Annotated in this window: 19 protein-coding genes; 18 read left to right on the top strand and 1 reads right to left on the bottom strand. The window is 69.4% G+C overall.

The annotated features are described in order from the left end of the window. Positions 1-42 precede the first annotated feature (42 nt). Both prfA and prmC read left to right on the top strand, forming a co-directional pair. On the top strand, positions 43-1,122 hold the full coding sequence (gene prfA, locus ASC61_RS01105) for a peptide chain release factor 1 (RefSeq protein WP_056208146.1): 1,080 nt from the start codon (positions 43-45) through the stop codon (positions 1,120-1,122). After that, positions 1,119-1,964 carry a peptide chain release factor N(5)-glutamine methyltransferase gene (prmC, locus tag ASC61_RS01100; protein ID WP_056208143.1) on the top strand — a complete coding sequence of 282 codons (846 nt, stop codon included), beginning with the start codon at positions 1,119-1,121 and terminating at the stop codon, positions 1,962-1,964. Before prfA ends, prmC begins: the two co-directional genes overlap by 4 nt. Here prmC and ASC61_RS01095 read toward each other — a convergent pair. Next, a complete protein-coding gene (locus ASC61_RS01095) occupies positions 1,954-2,601 on the bottom strand; it encodes a TetR/AcrR family transcriptional regulator (RefSeq protein ID WP_082530371.1) in 648 nt (215 codons plus the stop codon). The two genes, prmC and ASC61_RS01095, sit on opposite strands and share 11 nt — an antisense overlap. 89 nt (positions 2,602-2,690) lie before the next feature. Between ASC61_RS01095 and ASC61_RS01090 the strand changes: the two genes are divergently transcribed. From ASC61_RS01090 to ASC61_RS01015, 16 genes are all read left to right on the top strand, one after another. Then, positions 2,691-3,623 carry an SCP2 sterol-binding domain-containing protein gene (locus ASC61_RS01090; protein WP_056208137.1) on the top strand — a complete coding sequence of 311 codons (933 nt, stop codon included), beginning with the start codon at positions 2,691-2,693 and terminating at the stop codon, positions 3,621-3,623. A 2-nt stretch (positions 3,624-3,625) separates the two neighbouring features. Continuing rightward, positions 3,626-4,435, top strand: coding sequence for an MlaE family ABC transporter permease (locus ASC61_RS01085; RefSeq protein WP_235503443.1), 810 nt, complete (start codon positions 3,626-3,628; stop codon positions 4,433-4,435). After that, positions 4,435-5,253 carry an ABC transporter permease gene (locus ASC61_RS01080; RefSeq protein ID WP_056208135.1) on the top strand — a complete coding sequence of 273 codons (819 nt, stop codon included), beginning with the start codon at positions 4,435-4,437 and terminating at the stop codon, positions 5,251-5,253. Before ASC61_RS01085 ends, ASC61_RS01080 begins: the two co-directional genes overlap by 1 nt. A 7-nt stretch (positions 5,254-5,260) precedes the next feature. Next, positions 5,261-6,469 (top strand): MCE family protein, encoded by a 1,209-nt coding sequence (locus ASC61_RS01075; RefSeq protein WP_056208132.1) that lies wholly within the window; start codon positions 5,261-5,263, stop codon positions 6,467-6,469. Then, positions 6,466-7,470, top strand: a complete 1,005-nt coding sequence (locus tag ASC61_RS01070; protein ID WP_056208129.1) for an MCE family protein — start codon at positions 6,466-6,468, stop codon at positions 7,468-7,470. Before ASC61_RS01075 ends, ASC61_RS01070 begins: the two co-directional genes overlap by 4 nt. Next, a complete protein-coding gene (locus ASC61_RS01065) occupies positions 7,467-8,441 on the top strand; it encodes an MCE family protein (protein ID WP_082530370.1) in 975 nt (324 codons plus the stop codon). The genes ASC61_RS01070 and ASC61_RS01065 overlap by 4 nt, the downstream gene beginning before the upstream one ends. After that, complete coding sequence (locus tag ASC61_RS01060) at positions 8,435-9,493, top strand: MCE family protein (RefSeq protein WP_056208123.1); 1,059 nt, start codon at positions 8,435-8,437, stop codon at positions 9,491-9,493. The genes ASC61_RS01065 and ASC61_RS01060 overlap by 7 nt, the downstream gene beginning before the upstream one ends. Next, entirely contained in the window at positions 9,490-10,578 is a 1,089-nt protein-coding gene (locus ASC61_RS01055) for an MCE family protein (protein WP_056208120.1), read from the top strand. The genes ASC61_RS01060 and ASC61_RS01055 overlap by 4 nt, the downstream gene beginning before the upstream one ends. After that, positions 10,575-11,660, top strand: a complete 1,086-nt coding sequence (locus ASC61_RS01050) for an MCE family protein (RefSeq protein ID WP_056208116.1) — start codon at positions 10,575-10,577, stop codon at positions 11,658-11,660. Before ASC61_RS01055 ends, ASC61_RS01050 begins: the two co-directional genes overlap by 4 nt. Further along, positions 11,657-12,169 carry a hypothetical protein gene (locus ASC61_RS01045; protein ID WP_056208113.1) on the top strand — a complete coding sequence of 171 codons (513 nt, stop codon included), beginning with the start codon at positions 11,657-11,659 and terminating at the stop codon, positions 12,167-12,169. The genes ASC61_RS01050 and ASC61_RS01045 overlap by 4 nt, the downstream gene beginning before the upstream one ends. A 33-nt stretch (positions 12,170-12,202) precedes the next feature. Further along, entirely contained in the window at positions 12,203-12,745 is a 543-nt protein-coding gene (locus ASC61_RS01040) for a VTT domain-containing protein (RefSeq protein ID WP_056208110.1), read from the top strand. Positions 12,746-12,766: 21 nt separating this feature from the next. Further along, the gene (locus ASC61_RS01035; RefSeq protein ID WP_056208108.1) at positions 12,767-13,417 is read left to right on the top strand and encodes an L-threonylcarbamoyladenylate synthase; all 651 of its coding nucleotides are present in this window, start codon (positions 12,767-12,769) and stop codon (positions 13,415-13,417) included. A gap of 85 nt (positions 13,418-13,502) precedes the next feature. Next, the gene (locus ASC61_RS01030) at positions 13,503-14,627 is read left to right on the top strand and encodes a glycosyltransferase family 4 protein (RefSeq protein WP_056208104.1); all 1,125 of its coding nucleotides are present in this window, start codon (positions 13,503-13,505) and stop codon (positions 14,625-14,627) included. Positions 14,628-14,703: 76 nt separating this feature from the next. Then, a complete protein-coding gene (locus ASC61_RS01025; RefSeq protein ID WP_056208101.1) occupies positions 14,704-15,105 on the top strand; it encodes a hypothetical protein in 402 nt (133 codons plus the stop codon). 140 nt (positions 15,106-15,245) lie between these two features. Beyond that, entirely contained in the window at positions 15,246-16,046 is an 801-nt protein-coding gene (gene atpB / locus ASC61_RS01020) for a F0F1 ATP synthase subunit A (RefSeq protein ID WP_082530369.1), read from the top strand. 121 nt (positions 16,047-16,167) lie between these two features. Beyond that, positions 16,168-16,368, top strand: coding sequence for an ATP synthase F0 subunit C (locus ASC61_RS01015; RefSeq protein ID WP_223148725.1), 201 nt, complete (start codon positions 16,168-16,170; stop codon positions 16,366-16,368). Positions 16,369-16,393 lie beyond the last annotated feature (25 nt).

Below are 16,393 nucleotides of genomic sequence, written 5' to 3'. Positions count from 1 at the left end.
TGTCGTGTCCGCACCCGTCCGCACCGAGCCTGAGGAGTCATCGTGTTCGAAGCCGTCGACACGCTCGTCGCCGAGCACGCCGAGCTCGAGGTCCGCATGTCCGACCCCGCGGTGCACTCCGACCAGGGCCTGGCCAAGAAGCTGGGTCAGCGCTACGCCGAGCTGACCGCGATCGTCAAGACGTACCGCGACTACCAGCAGGTCACCGACGACCTCGAGGCGGCGCGTGAGCTCGCTGCCGAGGACGACTCGTTCGCCGCGGAGATCGAGACGCTCGAGCCGCGGCTTCATGAGCTGAGCGAACGGCTCCAGCGCCTCCTCGTTCCCCGCGACCCGGCGGACTCCAAGGACGTCATCATGGAGATCAAGGGTGGCGAGGGTGGCGAGGAGTCGGCGCTGTTCGCCGGCGACCTGCTCCGCATGTACACGCGCTACGCCGAGCACCGCGGTTGGAAGACCGAGATCATCGACGCGACCGAGTCGGCGCTGGGCGGCTACAAGTCGGTCACGATGGCGGTCAAGGCCAAGGGCACGCCCGAGCCCGGCGAGGCGCCGCACGCGCTGCTGAAGTTCGAGGGCGGCGTCCACCGCGTCCAGCGCGTCCCGGTGACCGAGTCGCAGGGCCGCATCCACACCTCGGCGGCCGGTGTCCTGGTGCTGGCCGAGGCCGAGGACATCGACATCGAGATCCACGACAGCGACCTGCGCATCGACGTCTACCGCTCGTCGGGTCCCGGCGGCCAGAGCGTCAACACGACCGACTCGGCCGTACGCATCACGCACCTGCCGACCGGCATCGTGGCCAGCTGTCAGAACGAGAAGAGCCAGCTGCAGAACAAGGAGCAGGCGATGCGCATCCTGCGCGCCCGGCTGCTCGAGGCTGCGCAGGCGGCCGCCGACGCCGAGGCGTCGGACGCTCGCAAGTCGCAGATCCGGACGGTCGACCGTTCGGAGCGCATCCGCACCTACAACTTCCCGGAGAACCGCATCTCCGACCACCGCACGGGCTTCAAGGCCTACAACCTCGACCAGGTCATGGACGGGGCCCTCGACGACGTCATCAAGTCGCTCGTCGACGCCGAGCTCGCCGACCGCCTCGCCGCCGTCGAGCACGGCGAATGACTGGCGTACGCACGCTCGCGGAGCGTCTGCTGACCGAGGCGACCGACACGCTCGAGGCCGCCGGCGTCAGCTCGCCGCGTCATGACGCCGAGACGCTGCTGAGCCACGTCACGGGGGTCCCGCGCTCGTCACTGATCACCCGGGCCAAGCCCAACCCCCTGCAGCAGGAGACATTCCGCGAGCTCGTCGACGCCCGTGCTCGCCGTTTCCCGTTGCAGCACCTGACCGGGTCGACCGGATTCCGCTACGTCGACATCGAGGTCGGACCCGGCGTGTTCGTGCCGCGGCCCGAGACCGAGGTGCTCGCCGGCTGGGCCATCGACCACGCCAAGACCCTGCCCTCACCCGTCGTCGTCGAGCTGTGCGCCGGCGCCGGCGCGATCGCACTGTCGGTCGTCCACGAGGTGCCCGGCGCGTCCGTGCACGCGGTGGAGCTCGACGAGAAGGCGTACGAGTGGGCGCAGCGCAACCTCGCCGGCACGGGCGTCGACCTGCGGCTCGGCGACATGGCCGATGCGTTCGCCGACCTCGACGGCACGGTCGACGTCGTCGTCGCCAACCCGCCCTACATCCCGCTCGACGCGTGGGAGAGCGTGGCGCCCGAGGCCCGCGACCACGACCCCGCCCTGGCCTTGTGGTCGGGTGACGACGGACTCGATGCGATGCGGGTCGTCGAGCAGGTCGCCTGGCGACTGCTCAAGCCCGGCGGTGTGGTCGGTGCCGAGCACGCGGACGTGCAGGGCGAGTCCGCTCCTGAGGTGTTCCGGTCACGCTGGGACGGCGTGCGGGACAATCTCGACCTGGCGCGTCGTCCGCGCTACGTGACCGCGATCAAGCGCTGACGGGCCACGCCCGCAGCACGAACCGCGCGACCGACGCCGACAGCTCGTCGATCGTCCAGGACTCGCCGTCCTCCCGCAGCAGGAGCGCGGCGTTGCTCTCGCCCAGCGCCAGCATGTTCTCGGCGATCAACCGTGCCTCACGGGCGCTGAGCGGTGCCGACACCGACGCGAAGTAGTGCGAGACGAGCGCCGCGAGCTGCTCGCCGATCAGGGTCCGGCCGCGCCGGATGCGGGCGGCGATCTCGTCGTTGACCAGCTGCTGCGCCTCGAAGACAACTCGCCACGACGCGGGATAGTCGACCGCTGCGGTGAAGAACGCCTCGTAGGCCGACTGGACGACCTGCTCGATGTTGTCGATGTCGAGCGTCTCGGGCAGCGCGCGTTGGGCTGCGTCGATGAGTCGCTGCTCCTCACGATCGAGCAAGGCCAGCAGGACCTGGTGCTTGTCGCCGTAGCAGGCGTAGAGGACCGGCTTGCTGACCCCGGCCTCGCTCGCGATGAGCGCCATCGTGGTGCGCCGGTAGCCGTGCTCCATCCAGACCGCCAGGGCCGCGTCGAGCACCAGGGGACGGCGTCGCTCGGGACCCAGATGCGCGGCCCGGCTCCCGGCGGCCGGCGTCGCCGTGGGTGTAGCCATGCGGTCCTCCGCTCGTTGACAGGTGTGATCGGGGTCACTACGGTGAGCCAAATCCTACCGCACGGTAGGAAAACTCAGGAGGCACGGCGATGGGCGATCTTCGCGACTGGCTCGACGGCATCGCGCCGGCCGATCTCGGCACCCACTTCGCGGCGGTCGACGCCGAGGAGATCGCCCGCATGGTCGCCGACACTCCCGACCGCGAGCTCAGGACGCTGATCGACGACGACGCGATCCGGGCGGCCGCCCTCGAGGCGGGCTTCGGCCGGTTCGCCGAGTTCGCGGTGCCCGAACGCCTCGCCGAGGTCTCGGGCCTCGTACGTTTCGTGGTCTCGCGCAGCAGGGGTGTCGACGAGGCGTACGACGGGAGGTTCGCGAGCGGCACGGTCGACGTCGAGCCGGCCGGGGCCGACGAGCCGGACCTCACGATCTCGACGGATGCCATCACGTTCCTCCGGCTGCTGTCGGGCACCGCCAGCGCGGCGCTCCTCGTGCTGGCCGGCGACATCTGGGTGGTCGGCGACGAGGCGCTCGCGCTGCAGGTCGGTGGTGTCTTCAGGGTTCCGGGCACCGACGGCGTGGCGGTCGACCCGACGACCCTCGACGCCGTCGAGGTCGCCGGCGTGATCTCCAAGGCCAAGGACGCGCACCTGCGGGAGGTCATGAAGGGCGGCTTCCGCCCCGTCGTGCTCGACGAGATCTTCCGCCGGTTCCCCGACTACCTCGATGAGCGGCGATCGGCCAAGCTGCGGCTGGCGGCGTGCTTCAAGATCGGCGGCGGAGTGGGGGACGACGACCGCTATCTCGTCGAGATCGACCATGGCGTCTGCACCGTGACACCGGACGGGCAGGGCAAGCGCACCGTGACGATCGCGCTCGGTGGCGCGGAGTTCCTCAAGCTCGCGACCGGCAACCTCAACCCCACGATGGCCTTCATGAAGGGCTCGCTCAAGGTCAAGGGCGACCTGAGCGCCGCCCTCGCGCTGAGCTCGGCCGTCCGCATCCCGTCGGCGAAGGGCTGATCGTGTCCATCCCGGTGCTGACCCGCGCGCGTACGACCGTCAACGACGGCCTCGAGACGTTCGGTTCGATGATCGCGCTGGGGCTCAAGGCCAGCCGGTACGCCGTCGGCGACATCGTGCGCGGTCGCTTCTCGTGGAAGGAGTTCTTCGAGCAGGCGTGGTTCATGACGCGCGTGGCGCTGCTCCCGACCATCCTCGTGGCGATTCCCTTCGGCGTCATCGTGGCGATCCAGGTCGGCGCGATCGCCCAGCAGATCGGTGCGGTGTCGTTCACGGGGGCGGTCAACGGCATCGGCGTGCTGCGGCAGGGCGCGCCCCTCGTCACCTCCCTGCTGATGGCCGGCGCCGTGGGCTCCGCGATGTGTGCCGCCCTCGGCTCACAGACCGTGCGCGAGGAGGTCGACGCGATGCGAGTGATGGGCCTCGACCCGGTCCGGCGCCTCGTGGCACCGCGCCTCGCCGCGGCGACCGCGGTCGGCCTGCTGCTCAACGTCGTCGTCGCGGCCACCGCGATGATCACCGGCTACGCCCTCAACGTCGGTTCGGGCGACGTCAGCTCCGGGGCCTACCTCGACTCGTTCACGAGCTTCGCCCAGCCGACCGACCTGCTGCTCGCGGAGGGCAAGGCCGCGATCTTCGGCTTCCTCGCGACGATCATCGCCTGCCACAAGGGACTCTCCGCGACCGGCGGCCCCAAGGGTGTTGCCGACGCGGTCAACCAGAGCGTCGTGCTGAGCGTCATCACCCTCGCAGTCGTCAACGTCGCGATCACCCAGGCGTACGTCATGCTCGTGCCGCAGAGGATCGCGTGATGGGCCGCCTCGCCGACCGCCCGCTCGACGCGCTCGCGGTGCTCGGCACGCAGGCGACGTTCGTGCGCCGCGTCGTGCTGTCGATCCCGACGACGCTCGTCAACTACCGCCGCGAGACGCTCCGCATCCTCGCCGACATCAGCTGGGGCTCCGGCGCGCTGCTCGTCGGCGGTGGAACGATCGGCGTGATGGTGCTGCTGGCGCTGTCGGCCGGCACGTCGCTGGGCATCGAGGGCTTCAACGGCCTCGAGACGATCGGGCTCTCGCCGCTCACGGGCTTCGTCTCGGCCGTCGTCAACACCCGCGAGCTCGCACCGCTGATCGCCGCTCTGGCGCTCGCGGCGCAGGTCGGCTGCCGCTACACCGCTCAGCTCGGCTCGATGCGCATCAACGAGGAGATCGACGCGGTCTCGGCGATGGCGGTGCACCCCCTGCGCTACCTCGTCACGACCCGCCTCATCGCGGCCATGCTGGCGATCCTGCCGCTCTACCTGATCGGGCTGGTCGGTTCCTACATCGCGTCGGAACTCTCGGTGACCCTGGTGTTCGGCCAGCCCAAGGGCACCTACCTGCACTACTTCCAGACGTTCATCAGCCTCGACGACATCCTGCTCTCGGTCGTCAAGATCCTGGTGTTCGCGTTCGCGGTGACACTGATCCACTGCTGGTACGGGTTCATGGCGAGTGGCGGAGCCGAGGGTGTCGGCGAGGCGACGGGCCGGGCCATCCGCGCGAGCATCGTCGTGGTCGTCCTGCTCGACATGGTCATGACGCTGCTGTTCTGGGGCGGCGACCCCGGCGTACGGATCTCGGGGTGAAGACTCCATGATCGACGCCCGCCTCATCGACCCGGACCTCGACGATCGCAGCACGCTCGTGTGGCGGGGCCTCGTGCTGCTCGTGGTGCTGGTGGTCGTCGGCGTGGGCCTGCTGGCCGTCGGCAGGGGAGTGTTCTCCGACTCCGTCACGGTGTCCGCCGACATCGACGACATCGGTGGGTCGCTCACGACGGGCGCCGACGTCAAGCTGCGCGGAGTCATCGTCGGCAAGGTCAGCGGCATCGCGAGTCACGGCGACGGCGTACGCCTGGCGCTGACGGTCGACGGCACGGCCGCCGCCGACATGCCGGGGGAGCTCCGGGCCCGCATCCTCCCGGCGTCGGTGTTCGGCACGTCGTACGTCGACCTCGTCGCGACCGGCGGTGGCGCGCTCAAGGCGGGCCAGGTCATCGCCCAGGACCGTCGGCGGGAGACGCTCGAGCTGCAGGACACCCTCGACAGCACCTATCGGGTCATGAAGGCCGTGCGTCCTGCGGAGCTGGCCACGACCTTGTCGGCCCTGGCTGGCGCGCTCGACGGCCGCGGCGCGGAGCTCGGCGAGACCACCGAGACCCTCAACGCGTACCTGCGGCGGCTCGAGCCGGAGATCCCACTGGTGCGCGAGGACCTGAGCCTGCTCGCCGGCAACCTGCGGACGCTCGAGGCCGTCGCACCCGACCTGTTCGACGCGGTCGAGAGCTCGCTCGTCACGAGCCGCACGATCGTCGCCGAACGGGCACAGCTCACGTCACTCCTGACCGGTGGTGGTGCGCTCGTCGACGAGGCCGACCGGCTCCTGACCGACGCCGAGCAGCCTCTGGTCGACGCGATCCGGCAGTCCGCCATCGTGGTCGACGCGCTGCACGACGAGCGCCAAGGCATCGCCGGCGGCTTCACGTCGTTCGTCGAGTTCGCGCACAAGGCGTCCAAGGCGTTCACCGACGGCCCGTGGCTCAACACGGACGTCTTCATCCAGCTCGGGGACGGCACGCCCTACTCGGCGGCGGACTGCCCGCGGTTCGGGTCCGCCAAGGGTGACAACTGCGACGGCAGCACGCCGACTGCCGCCGCCGCGCCGCGATCGACCTCGCAGGTCGACGAGGCGCTCCTGAAGGCCATGAGGGACCGGCTCGCCGAGCTCGACCGGGCCGGCGCGGCGCGCTCAGGTGGCGTGGCCGAGCTCCTCCAGCGGCCTTACCTCGAGGACGCGCGATGAGGTCGTCGGCGCTCAAGTTCGGCGCCTTCGCCGTCGTGGCGATCATGGTGCTCGTCGTGCTGGCCAACACGATGAGCAACCAGGTGGGCGGCTCGTCGCGCACGTACGAGGCGGACTTCGCCAGCGTGAGTGGACTCCGCACGGGTGACGACGTACGCGCCGCCGGGGTCAAGGTCGGGCGGGTCGAGCACATCGCCCTGCACGGCAACACTACGGCGCGCGTACGGTTCACGCTGTCGTCGGGGCAGCCGCTCTACGACACCACCACGATGGTCGTCCGCTACCAGAACCTGCTCGGGCAGCGCTATCTCTCGCTGCAGCGCGGCAAGGACGGTGGCCGCCGGCTCCCCGACGGTGCTCGCGTGCCGCAGTCGCGCACCGACCCGGGCTTCGACCTGACCGCGCTGCTCAACGGCTTCGAGCCGCTGTTCTCCAGCATCGACCCGGACCAGGTCAACCAGCTCGCCGGCTCGATCATCTCGGTCATGCAGGGGGAGGGCGGCACGGTCGAGTCGCTGCTGTCCGAGACCGCGACGCTGACGGACCACCTCGCCGACAAGGACGACGTCCTGGGCCGGGTGCTCGACAACCTCACGCCCGTGCTCGAGAACCTCGCCGACCACGGCAGCGAGCTCGACACCACGGTCGACGAGCTCGGCGCGCTCATGACGAAGCTCGCCCAGGAACGCAGGAGCATCGGCGACTCGATCGACGGTGTCGGTGAGCTGTCGCGCGCCACGTCCTCCCTGCTCGCCGAGGCGCGCCCGGACCTCAGCCGCGACATCGCCTCGCTCACGACGACTGCGGCGCTGTTCGCCCGAGTCCGTACGGAGCTCGCCGCGGCGTTCAAGACGTTGCCACTGACGACCGACGCGTTCGCTCGGCCGATGTCGTACGGCACCTGGCTCAACATGCACATCTGCAACATGGGCACGGAGATCGACGGGAACCTGGTCAACTTCGGCAGTCCCAAGGGGCCCTACTCGGCGGTGTGCCGATGAGTGAACGGTTCGGTGGTGGGCACCGCCGCCTGGGTGTGGCCGGTGTCGTGGCGGTCGTCGTCATGGGGCTCGGCGTGCTCGCGCTGAGCGTGATCCCGTTCGGGCAGCGTCACTACTCGGCCATGGTCGAGCACTCCGCAGGCCTCCGGGTCGGCGAGGAGGTGCAGGTCGCGGGTGTCGGTCTCGGTGAGGTGCGCGGCATCGCCCTGAAGGGCAAGGCCGTCAAGGTCGACTTCACCCTCGACTCGTCGGTCCGTCTCGGCCGGGACTCGTCGGCAGCGGTCAAGGTCGCGACCCTGCTCGGCACCCACTTCCTCGAGGTCACCCCGGCCGGCGACGGATCGCTGCCCGACGGCACGATCCCGCTGGCGCACACCTCGGTGCCCTACAACCTGCAGGACGTCGTCGAGGGCTCGACCCGCACGCTCGACGACATCGACGGCCCGAAGGTCGCCGCGTCGATGCAGGTGCTCGCCGACACCCTGCGGGACACCCCTGACGAGGCGCGGCGGGCGATCGACGGCGTGTCCCGGCTCTCGAGCGTCGCGGCCAAGCGGTCAGACCAGATGCGCCGCCTGCTGGCCGGAGCGCGTCGCGTGACCGGCGACCTGGCTGACGACAACGAGGAGATCCTCGCCCTGCTCAAGCAGTCGACGCTCGTCCTCGACGAGCTCACGTCCCGGCGGGAGGTCATCGACCGGATGCTCGCCGACAGCACCAGGCTGGCCACTGAGGTGTCGGGCGTCCTCGACGACAGCGACGAGGAGCTCGAACCGCTCATGCGGGACTTCACGACGACCCTCGATGCCCTCAAGCGGCAGCGCACCGACATCACGGCCTCGGTCGACGGCCTCTCGACGATGGTGACGTACTTCGCCAACGCCACCGGCAACGGGCCCTGGATGGACCTGCACGTCGCCTCGGCGCTCAACGACAACCTCACCTGCGCGGTCCTGGGGCCGACATGCTGACCCGCCGCGTCGTGATGGCCGTCGTGCTGGTCGCGACCGGGTTCCTCGCCGGTGGGTGCGGCGGCCAGGAGGCGACCACCGTCACGGCGCGATTCAGCGACGCCGCCGGCCTGTTCGAGGGCAACGACGTCGGCGTGCTCGGCGTACGCGTCGGCAGCGTCGAGTCCGTGACGCCTCGCGGCGACCACGTCGACGTGACGCTGCGGATCGATCCCGGCGTCACGGTCCCTGCGGACGCCGGTGCGGTGATCGTGTCCCGCTCGGTCGCGACCGACCGCTATGTCGAGCTGACGCCCGTCTACGACGGCGGGCCCCGGCTGCAGAGTGGTGCCGTGCTGACGCGGGCCAGGACGCGTACGCCCGTCGAGTTCGACGACCTCCTGTCCTCGCTGGAGAAGATCTCCTCGACCCTCGCCGGCCCGGACGGCGACGCAGCACCGCTCAACGAGCTGCTCTCGGTCGGAGCCACGACCCTCGACGGCAACGGCCGGCGCCTCGGCACCGCGCTGCACGACCTCGCCGACGTGCTCCAGGACGTCGACCAGGGATCGGGCGACCTCGCCGGCACGCTCACCAACCTCGACACGCTCACGACAGCGCTGGCGGCCAACGACGATCTCGTACGTCGTTTCAGCCACGAGGTCACGGAGGCGACGTCGATGCTTGACGACCAGCACCAGGCGATCGAGAAGACCTTCGACTCCCTGGCGGCGATGGTGCGACAGGTCGCGGCGTTCGCGCGGACGCACCGCGGTCAGGTCGACGACCAGCTCGACGACATCGCCGCACTCTCGTCGTCCCTGCTCGAGCACAGCTCACAGCTGGAGCAGCTCGTCTCGACGATGCCGCTGATGCTACAGAACGCCGACCGGGCGGTCGACAAGAACGACCGGCTCGTGTTCAAGACCCGGCCCGGCGACCTGACGCCGGACCAGGACGAGATCGCGCTGCTCTGCAAGACCCTCCCCAGCGCCGTCTGCCAGGCGTTCGACCTCGACGACTTCGCCCTCTGGGACGTCGTCGCCGCACTCGCGGGGGTGAAGAACCCGTGAAGCGCCTCCTCGTGGCGATCGTGGCCGTCGTCATGCTCGCCGGCTGCAGCACGACGGCGTCGGACCTGCCCCTGCCCGGCGGCGGCGTGGACGGCCCGACGTACGAGCTGAAGGCCGAGTTCGAGGACGCCCTCAACCTCGCCGTCGGCGCACCCGTCAAGGTCGATGGCGTCACGGTCGGCCGGGTCCGCGACGTCGAGGTGCGGGACTTCACCGCTCACGTGACGCTCGTCGTCAAGCGCTCGACGCCGCTGCGCGAGGGCGCCGAGGCACGGCTTCGATCGACGACGCCGCTGGGCGAGCTGTTCGTCCAGATCGACGACGCCGCCGCCGGCACGCGGCTGGTGTCCGGATCGACCCTGGGCACCGACGACACGAGCGTGGCACCGACGATCGAGGACACCATGACGTCGGCGTCGATGCTGATCAACGGCGGCGGACTGGGGCAGCTGCAGACCATCGTCCGGGAGGCCAATGCCGCGCTGGGCGGCCACGAGGCGTCGACGCGTGAGGTGCTCGGCCGGCTCGCGAGCACGGCGGCGCAGTTCAACGCCAGCAGCGACGACATCGACTCGGCCGTCGACGCCCTCGCCGCGGTGTCGGGTGAGCTCAACCGCCGGCGCGACACGATCAACGGCGCACTCGAGGACCTCGCCCCGGCGGCGAAGGTGCTGCGGGTCAACACCGACGAGCTCGCCGACCTGCTGAGCGGGGTCGACGAGCTCGGTACCACCGCGATCCGGGTCGTCGACGCCACGCGTGAGGACATCCTGAAGACCCTGCACGAGATCGGCCCGGTGCTCGACGAGTTCAGCACCCTCGAGACGTCGTTCGGCCCGGGGCTGTCCGACCTCGTGACGTTCGGCAAGCTGATCGACCACGGTGTCCCGGGCGACTTCCTCAACACCTACCTCTACTTCCAGGACACGCTGGTGCTGGGCGACACGACGCTGCCCAAGGTCGGTGACGAGCTGCGCAAGCTGGCCGAGAAACCGGCCGCGACCCCGACCCCTGACGCCGAGCCCGACGGTTCGCGAGGCATAGGCCTCGGCGGCCTCCTCGACCTGCTGGGAGGCACGCCATGAGACGCAAGGTCCCGGTCCAGCACCTCGTGGCGGCGTTCGGCCTGCTCGCGATCCTGATGGTCACGGTCACCTACCTCTACGGCGGGATCCTGGGGGAGTCGGTGACCCAGAGACCCGTGCGCGTCACCGTCGCGATGGAGCGGACCGGCGGCCTGTACGAGGGCTCCGGCGTCTCCTATCGCGGCGTGCGGGTCGGCGCCGTCGACCACATCGAGGTCGCCGGCGACGGTGTCGAGGCGACGATCAGCATCGATCCAGGCACGCGCATTCCCAGCGACAGCAGGGCGGTCGTCCGTACGCTCTCACCTGCGGGCGAGCAGTTCCTCGACTTCCAGCCGGCCAGCACGTCCGGTCCATACCTGCGGAGCGGCTCCCGCGTCGCGGCGGCCAGGACCTCGACGCCCACGACGGTCGCCGCGACCCTCAGTGCGGTGGACCGCCTCATGGGCCAGGTCGATGCGAAGGACCTGCGCACCGTGCTCGACGAGCTGCACGCGGCCTTCGCGGAGCCTGAGGACCTCGGAAGCATCGTCGACTCCAGTCGCAGCATCCTGACGACGCTCGACGAGCGGTGGCCCGAGACGATCCGCACGCTGCGCAACGGGCGCACCGTGCTCCGCACCGGGTCAGACCTCGGCGACGAGTTCAGCGAGTTCGCCGGGTCGGCCAAGAGCCTCACGGCCTGGCTCGAGGCGTACGATCCGCGGCTCCGCCAGATCCTCGAGACGACACCCGGTCAGGTCGACGACATGCGGCGGCTCGTGTCGGTGTTCGCGCTCAGGCTGCCGGGTGTGCTCGCCCAGGTGGCCTCGATCACCGACATCCTCGCCGACCGCGACCCACACCTACGGGCCCTGCTCGAGGCATTCCCCAGGGGGCTCGCGCGGCTGGCCGACTCGATCAAGGACGGCCGCCTGCAGACCGAGATGCTGGTGTCGCCGGGTGAGGTGTGCTCCTACGGGGCGGAGGAGCAGGACGCGAAGGACCCCGGGCGGCGTCCCGTCGTGCCGGGCCGCAGCTGCACGGTCGAGTTCGACGGGGGACAGCGCGCGTCGTCCCACGTGCCGGCGGTGACCCGGTGACCGGCGCCGAGCGGCGGGTCGTGCGTGGACCGGCGCGCGCCACCGTCTGGTTGTGGGCAGCAGTCGTCGTGCTGCTGGCCGCGACCGTCGTGCTGGCGGTGATGTGGTCGGGCGCCCGCGGCGACGCAGGCCTGAGGCGGGCCGAGCTGGACGCGAGGGATGCTGCCGAGACCTACGCGGTCGACCTGACGACGTACGACTACTCCAGCCTCGACCAGGACCACGCGTGGGTCGACGACGGCGCGACGGCGTCGTTCGCCAAGGAGTACGCCCAGGCCAACAAGCCGTTGCGCGACGTCATCACGACCCTGAAGGCCCGCGCGACCGGCACCGTGGCGGAGTCGGCGGCCACCGCACGCTCCCGGCACGAGGTCGACGTGCTGCTGTTCGTGAACCAGTCGATCGTCAACGGGACGGACAGCAAGAAGCGCACCGAGCGCAATCGTGTCGTCATGACGTTGGTGGAGCGCGGCGGCCGGTGGCTCGTCGACAAGGTGGCGCTGCGCTGAAATCGTCGGCGCGCGGATAGTGTTGGCCTCCTTATGGGCGGCGAAGAACTGGCACTGATCGGTGCTGCCATCGCCGTCGGCATCGGCGCGGCGTTGCTGCCGGTGTTCGTCAACGCCGAGGTCTACGTCGTCACGATGGGCGCCACGGTCAACAGCAAGCCGTTCCTCGCGCTCTTGATCCTCATCCACGTCGCCGCGACGACCGTCGGCAAGGCGTTCGTGTTCCAGCTCGCACGCAAGGGCACCAACAAGATCCGGATGGTCAATCCCAAGCCGCCGCGCAACCGGGTGGCGGCGATGTCCCGGAGTGTGGGGCACAGCTTCGCCCAGACGCGCTTCGCGAAGTGGATCAAGAAGGTCAGCGACTGGTTGCTCTCGTTGCTCGACCGCCCCTACTCCGGCGGGCTCACGGCCTTCATGTCGTCCCTGATCGGAGTCCCGCCGCTCGCGATCGTCACGATCCTGGCCGGCGCCTCCAAGCAGCCGCAGTGGTTGTTCCTCACCACGGTGTTCACCGGGCGCCTCATCCAGTTCCTCGCGATCGCCTTCCTGTTGCACCAGGTCAGCTGGTTCTGAACGACGGCCTAGGATGACCGGGTGAAGTTCGACTGCAGCGTGGACGAGGAGTTCGATCGCGGGCTCGCCGCAGCGCAGGCCGCGCTCGAGGAGGGCAAGCTGGTCGTGCTGCCCACCGACACGGTCTACGGCATCGCCGCCGACGCCTTCAACCCGCGCGCGGTGCAGAACCTGCTCGACGCCAAGGGCCGTGGCCGCCAGATGCCGCCGCCGGTGCTCGTCGGCGCCCCGACGACGCTCGACGCCCTGGCGATCGACATCCCCTCGTGGTTGCGGTCGACGGTCGAGGCTCTCTGGCCGGGCCCGCTCACGGTGATCTGCCGGCAGCAGCCGTCGCTGACGTGGGACCTCGGCGAGACCCACAACACGGTCGCCGTACGCATGCCCGACGACGCCCGCGCGCTCGCCCTCCTCAAGCAGACCGGGCCGCTCGCGGTCAGCAGCGCCAACACGACGGGCGATCCGGCCGCGCTGACGATCGACGCCGCCGAGGACATGCTGGGCGGACGCGTCGCGGTCTACCTCGACGGCGGGCCGAGCCGGTCGGGCGTACCCTCCACGATCCTCGACGCCACCGGCTCGACCCCGCGCGTCCTACGGGCCGGCTCGATCTCCTTGGAAACGCTCCACACCTACAACAACACGATCGAGCCCCCGGAAGACCTGGCCTAGTGCGGAGCGAGCGCCAGCGAGTGACCAATGAGGCAGGGCTCATGCCGTCATCTCCGTATCGTGGGCTTTTCAGGGAGGTGACGGCATGAGGGAATACCTGGTCGTCTTCGGGATCGCGCTGGGGGTGACCTATCTCCTCGCGTCGATCGCCCGCATGCTGGCCTATCGCTTCGGCGCCGTGGCCAGGGTCCGCGACCGTGACGTGCACGCGATCCCGACGCCCTACTTCGGCGGGCCGGCGATGCTGGGCGGCCTCATCGCCGCCTACCTCGTCGCGACCCACCTGCCGTTCCTCTCGATGGCCGACGACGGGGTCTTCAAGGACGCGCGGGCGGTGGTGCTGGGCGGCACCGTGGTCTGCGTCGTCGGCATCGTGGACGACCTCTACGAGCTCGACGCCTTGAGCAAGTTCGCGGGCCAGGTCCTGGCCGGCGTCATCGTCGTCGCGCAAGGGGTGCAGTTCGTCTACCTGCCGCTCTACGGCAACTACATCGGCCTCGACCAGGCGCAGGCGTTGATCTTCACGGTCCTGCTGATCGTCGGCACCGCCAACGCGGTCAACTTCGTCGACGGACTCGACGGCCTCGCCGCCGGCATGGTCGCGATCGGCGCCGTGGCCTTCTTCGCGTACGCCTTCGTGCTCGCGGTCGAGAACGGCGAGACCCGCGCGATCGCCGCGGCCCTGCTGACGGCCGCGCTGGCCGGCGCATGCATCGGCATCCTGCCGCACAACTTCTTCCCCGCCCGGATGTTCATCGGCGACTCCGGCTCGATGCTGATCGGCTTCGTGCTGGCCTGCTCGTCGATCAGCCTCACGGGCCAGTTCCCGGCGACGAGCATCTCCGAGGGCATCGGGGGAGCGCAGAACAGCTTCCTGCCATCACTGCTGCCGTTGATCCTGCCGTTCGCGATCCTCGTGGTGCCGTTCGTCGACCTGGCGCTCGCGGTCGTCCGCCGCACCCGCGCGGGCCGCTCGCCGTTCAGCCCCGACAAGATGCACATCCATCACCGGCTGCTCGAGATCGGCCACTCGCACCGCCGCGCCGTCCTGCTGATGTACGCCTTCGCGGGCCTCGTCGCGTTCGGCAGCGTCGTCATCAGCCTGTTCAGCGGATGGCAGTCGATCGCCGGGTTCGCCACCCTCGCCGTCATCACGATCGCAGCGGTGTTCCTGCTGCCCAAGCTCGAAGAGAAGGTCTGGTCCTCATGAACGAGCGTCAGCGAGTGAACAATGTGGCAGTCATGCCGTCGCCTCCGTATCGTGCCCTTCCTTTGGAGGTGACGGCATGAATGCCTTGCGTCCGGTGCTGCTGCCCGTGCTCGTGGTGACGGCGGTCATCGCGGCCGTCGCAGGTGTCGTGGCCGGCGGTGACGGTGTCCTCGGCGCCGTGATCGGTGGCCTGGTCGTGGTCCTGTTCCTCGGCTCGACGCCGGTCGTGCTGAGCCCGCTGGTCAAGGCCAGTGCGACGCTGTCGCTGCCCGTGGCCCTTGGGTTCTTCACCACCAAGGCCGCCGCGATGCTGGTCGTCCTGGTCCTGCTGTTCGACGTCGGGGGCGTGGCCACCCACGTCGACTCGCGGTGGTTCGGGGTCGCCGCGATCGCCGCTTCGCTCGCCTGGACCCTCCTGCAGATCCTCGCGTTTCGACGCGAGCGTGTACCCACCTATGACCTGGGTAACAGCGACTGAGGTAGCCCTGATAACCTCTGGACTGCGACCAACCATCCGGCCCTCGGGGCCGGAGAACATGTCGCACGACAATGACGCTGGCCGTATGCCTGATCGACGATGAGTCGCAGGCGACCACGCCATGACACGAAGGTGACCGAGTGACTCTCGCCTTGACCGCTTTTGCCGCATCGGCAGAGCCGCCCAGCCCTGGACCCAAGGACTTCGACCTGCCCGCGGTGTTCCACTTCGGCGAGTTCGGCGTCACCAAGCCCATGCTGCTCGTGGTCCTGTCGCTGTTCGTGATCGTCGGGCTGTTCAGCACGATGGCTCGACCGGCCGCGGTCGTCCCGGGTCGCATGCAGTTCGCCGGCGAGCTGGTCTACGGCTTCGTCCGCAACGGCATCGCCCGCGAGAACATCGGCTCGGCCGAGTTCATGCGCTTCGTGCCCTATCTGTTCACGATCTTCCTGTTCGTGCTGGTCAACAACTTCTATGGCCTCTTCCCGTTCCTCCAGTTCCCGTCGATGTCCCACATCGGCTACCCGCTGGCCATCGCGATCCTGAGCTGGTTGGTCTACAACGGCGCAGGCATCAAGAAGAAGGGCTTCCTCGGCTACCTCAAGCACGAGACCGTGCCGGGCGGCATGAAGGGCCCCATCCTCCTGCTGCTCGTGCCGCTGGAGTTCCTGTCCAACATCCTGCTGCGCCCCATCACGCTGACACTGCGTCTGTTCGCGACGATGTTCGCCGGCCACCTGCTGCTGATCCTGTTCTCGCTCGGCGGGTCCTACCTGCTGCTGCACTCCGACAACTCGCTGGCGTTGCCCGCCGGCCTGGTGTCGTCGCTCCTGGCGATCGCGATCAGCTTCCTGGAGATCCTGATCATGTTCCTCCAGGCCTACGTCTTCACCCTGCTGTCGTCGATGTACATCGGCGAGGCGCTCGCAGACGAGCACTGAGCACACCCCAGACCCACAACTTCATACGCTTCACCAGATCCACCAGATACGCCCCACCAGCGACGCTCGCTCGAGCGTCACAACGAAAGGAAATGCCGTGGAGTCCATCGGCACTCTGAACATGGTCGGTCTCGGCCTCGCCGCGATCGGCCCCGGTATCGGCGTCGGCCTGATCTTCGCCGCGTTCGTCACCGGTGTCGCCCGTCAGCCCGAGGCTGAGGGCAAGCTGCGCCAGATCGCCATCCTGGGCTTCGTCCTCGCCGAGCAGTTCTTCATCATCGGCCTGGCCCTGGCGTTCGTCCTCAAGTCGTCGAACACCTGATCCCGACACCTCGACAGAAGGCACG

Source organism: Aeromicrobium sp. Root344 (assembly GCF_001425755.1).
Taxonomy (GTDB): Bacteria; Actinomycetota; Actinomycetes; order Propionibacteriales; family Nocardioidaceae; genus Aeromicrobium.
Note: the sequence above shows the minus strand (reverse complement) of the source record. Positions and strands in the feature narration are given on the sequence as shown.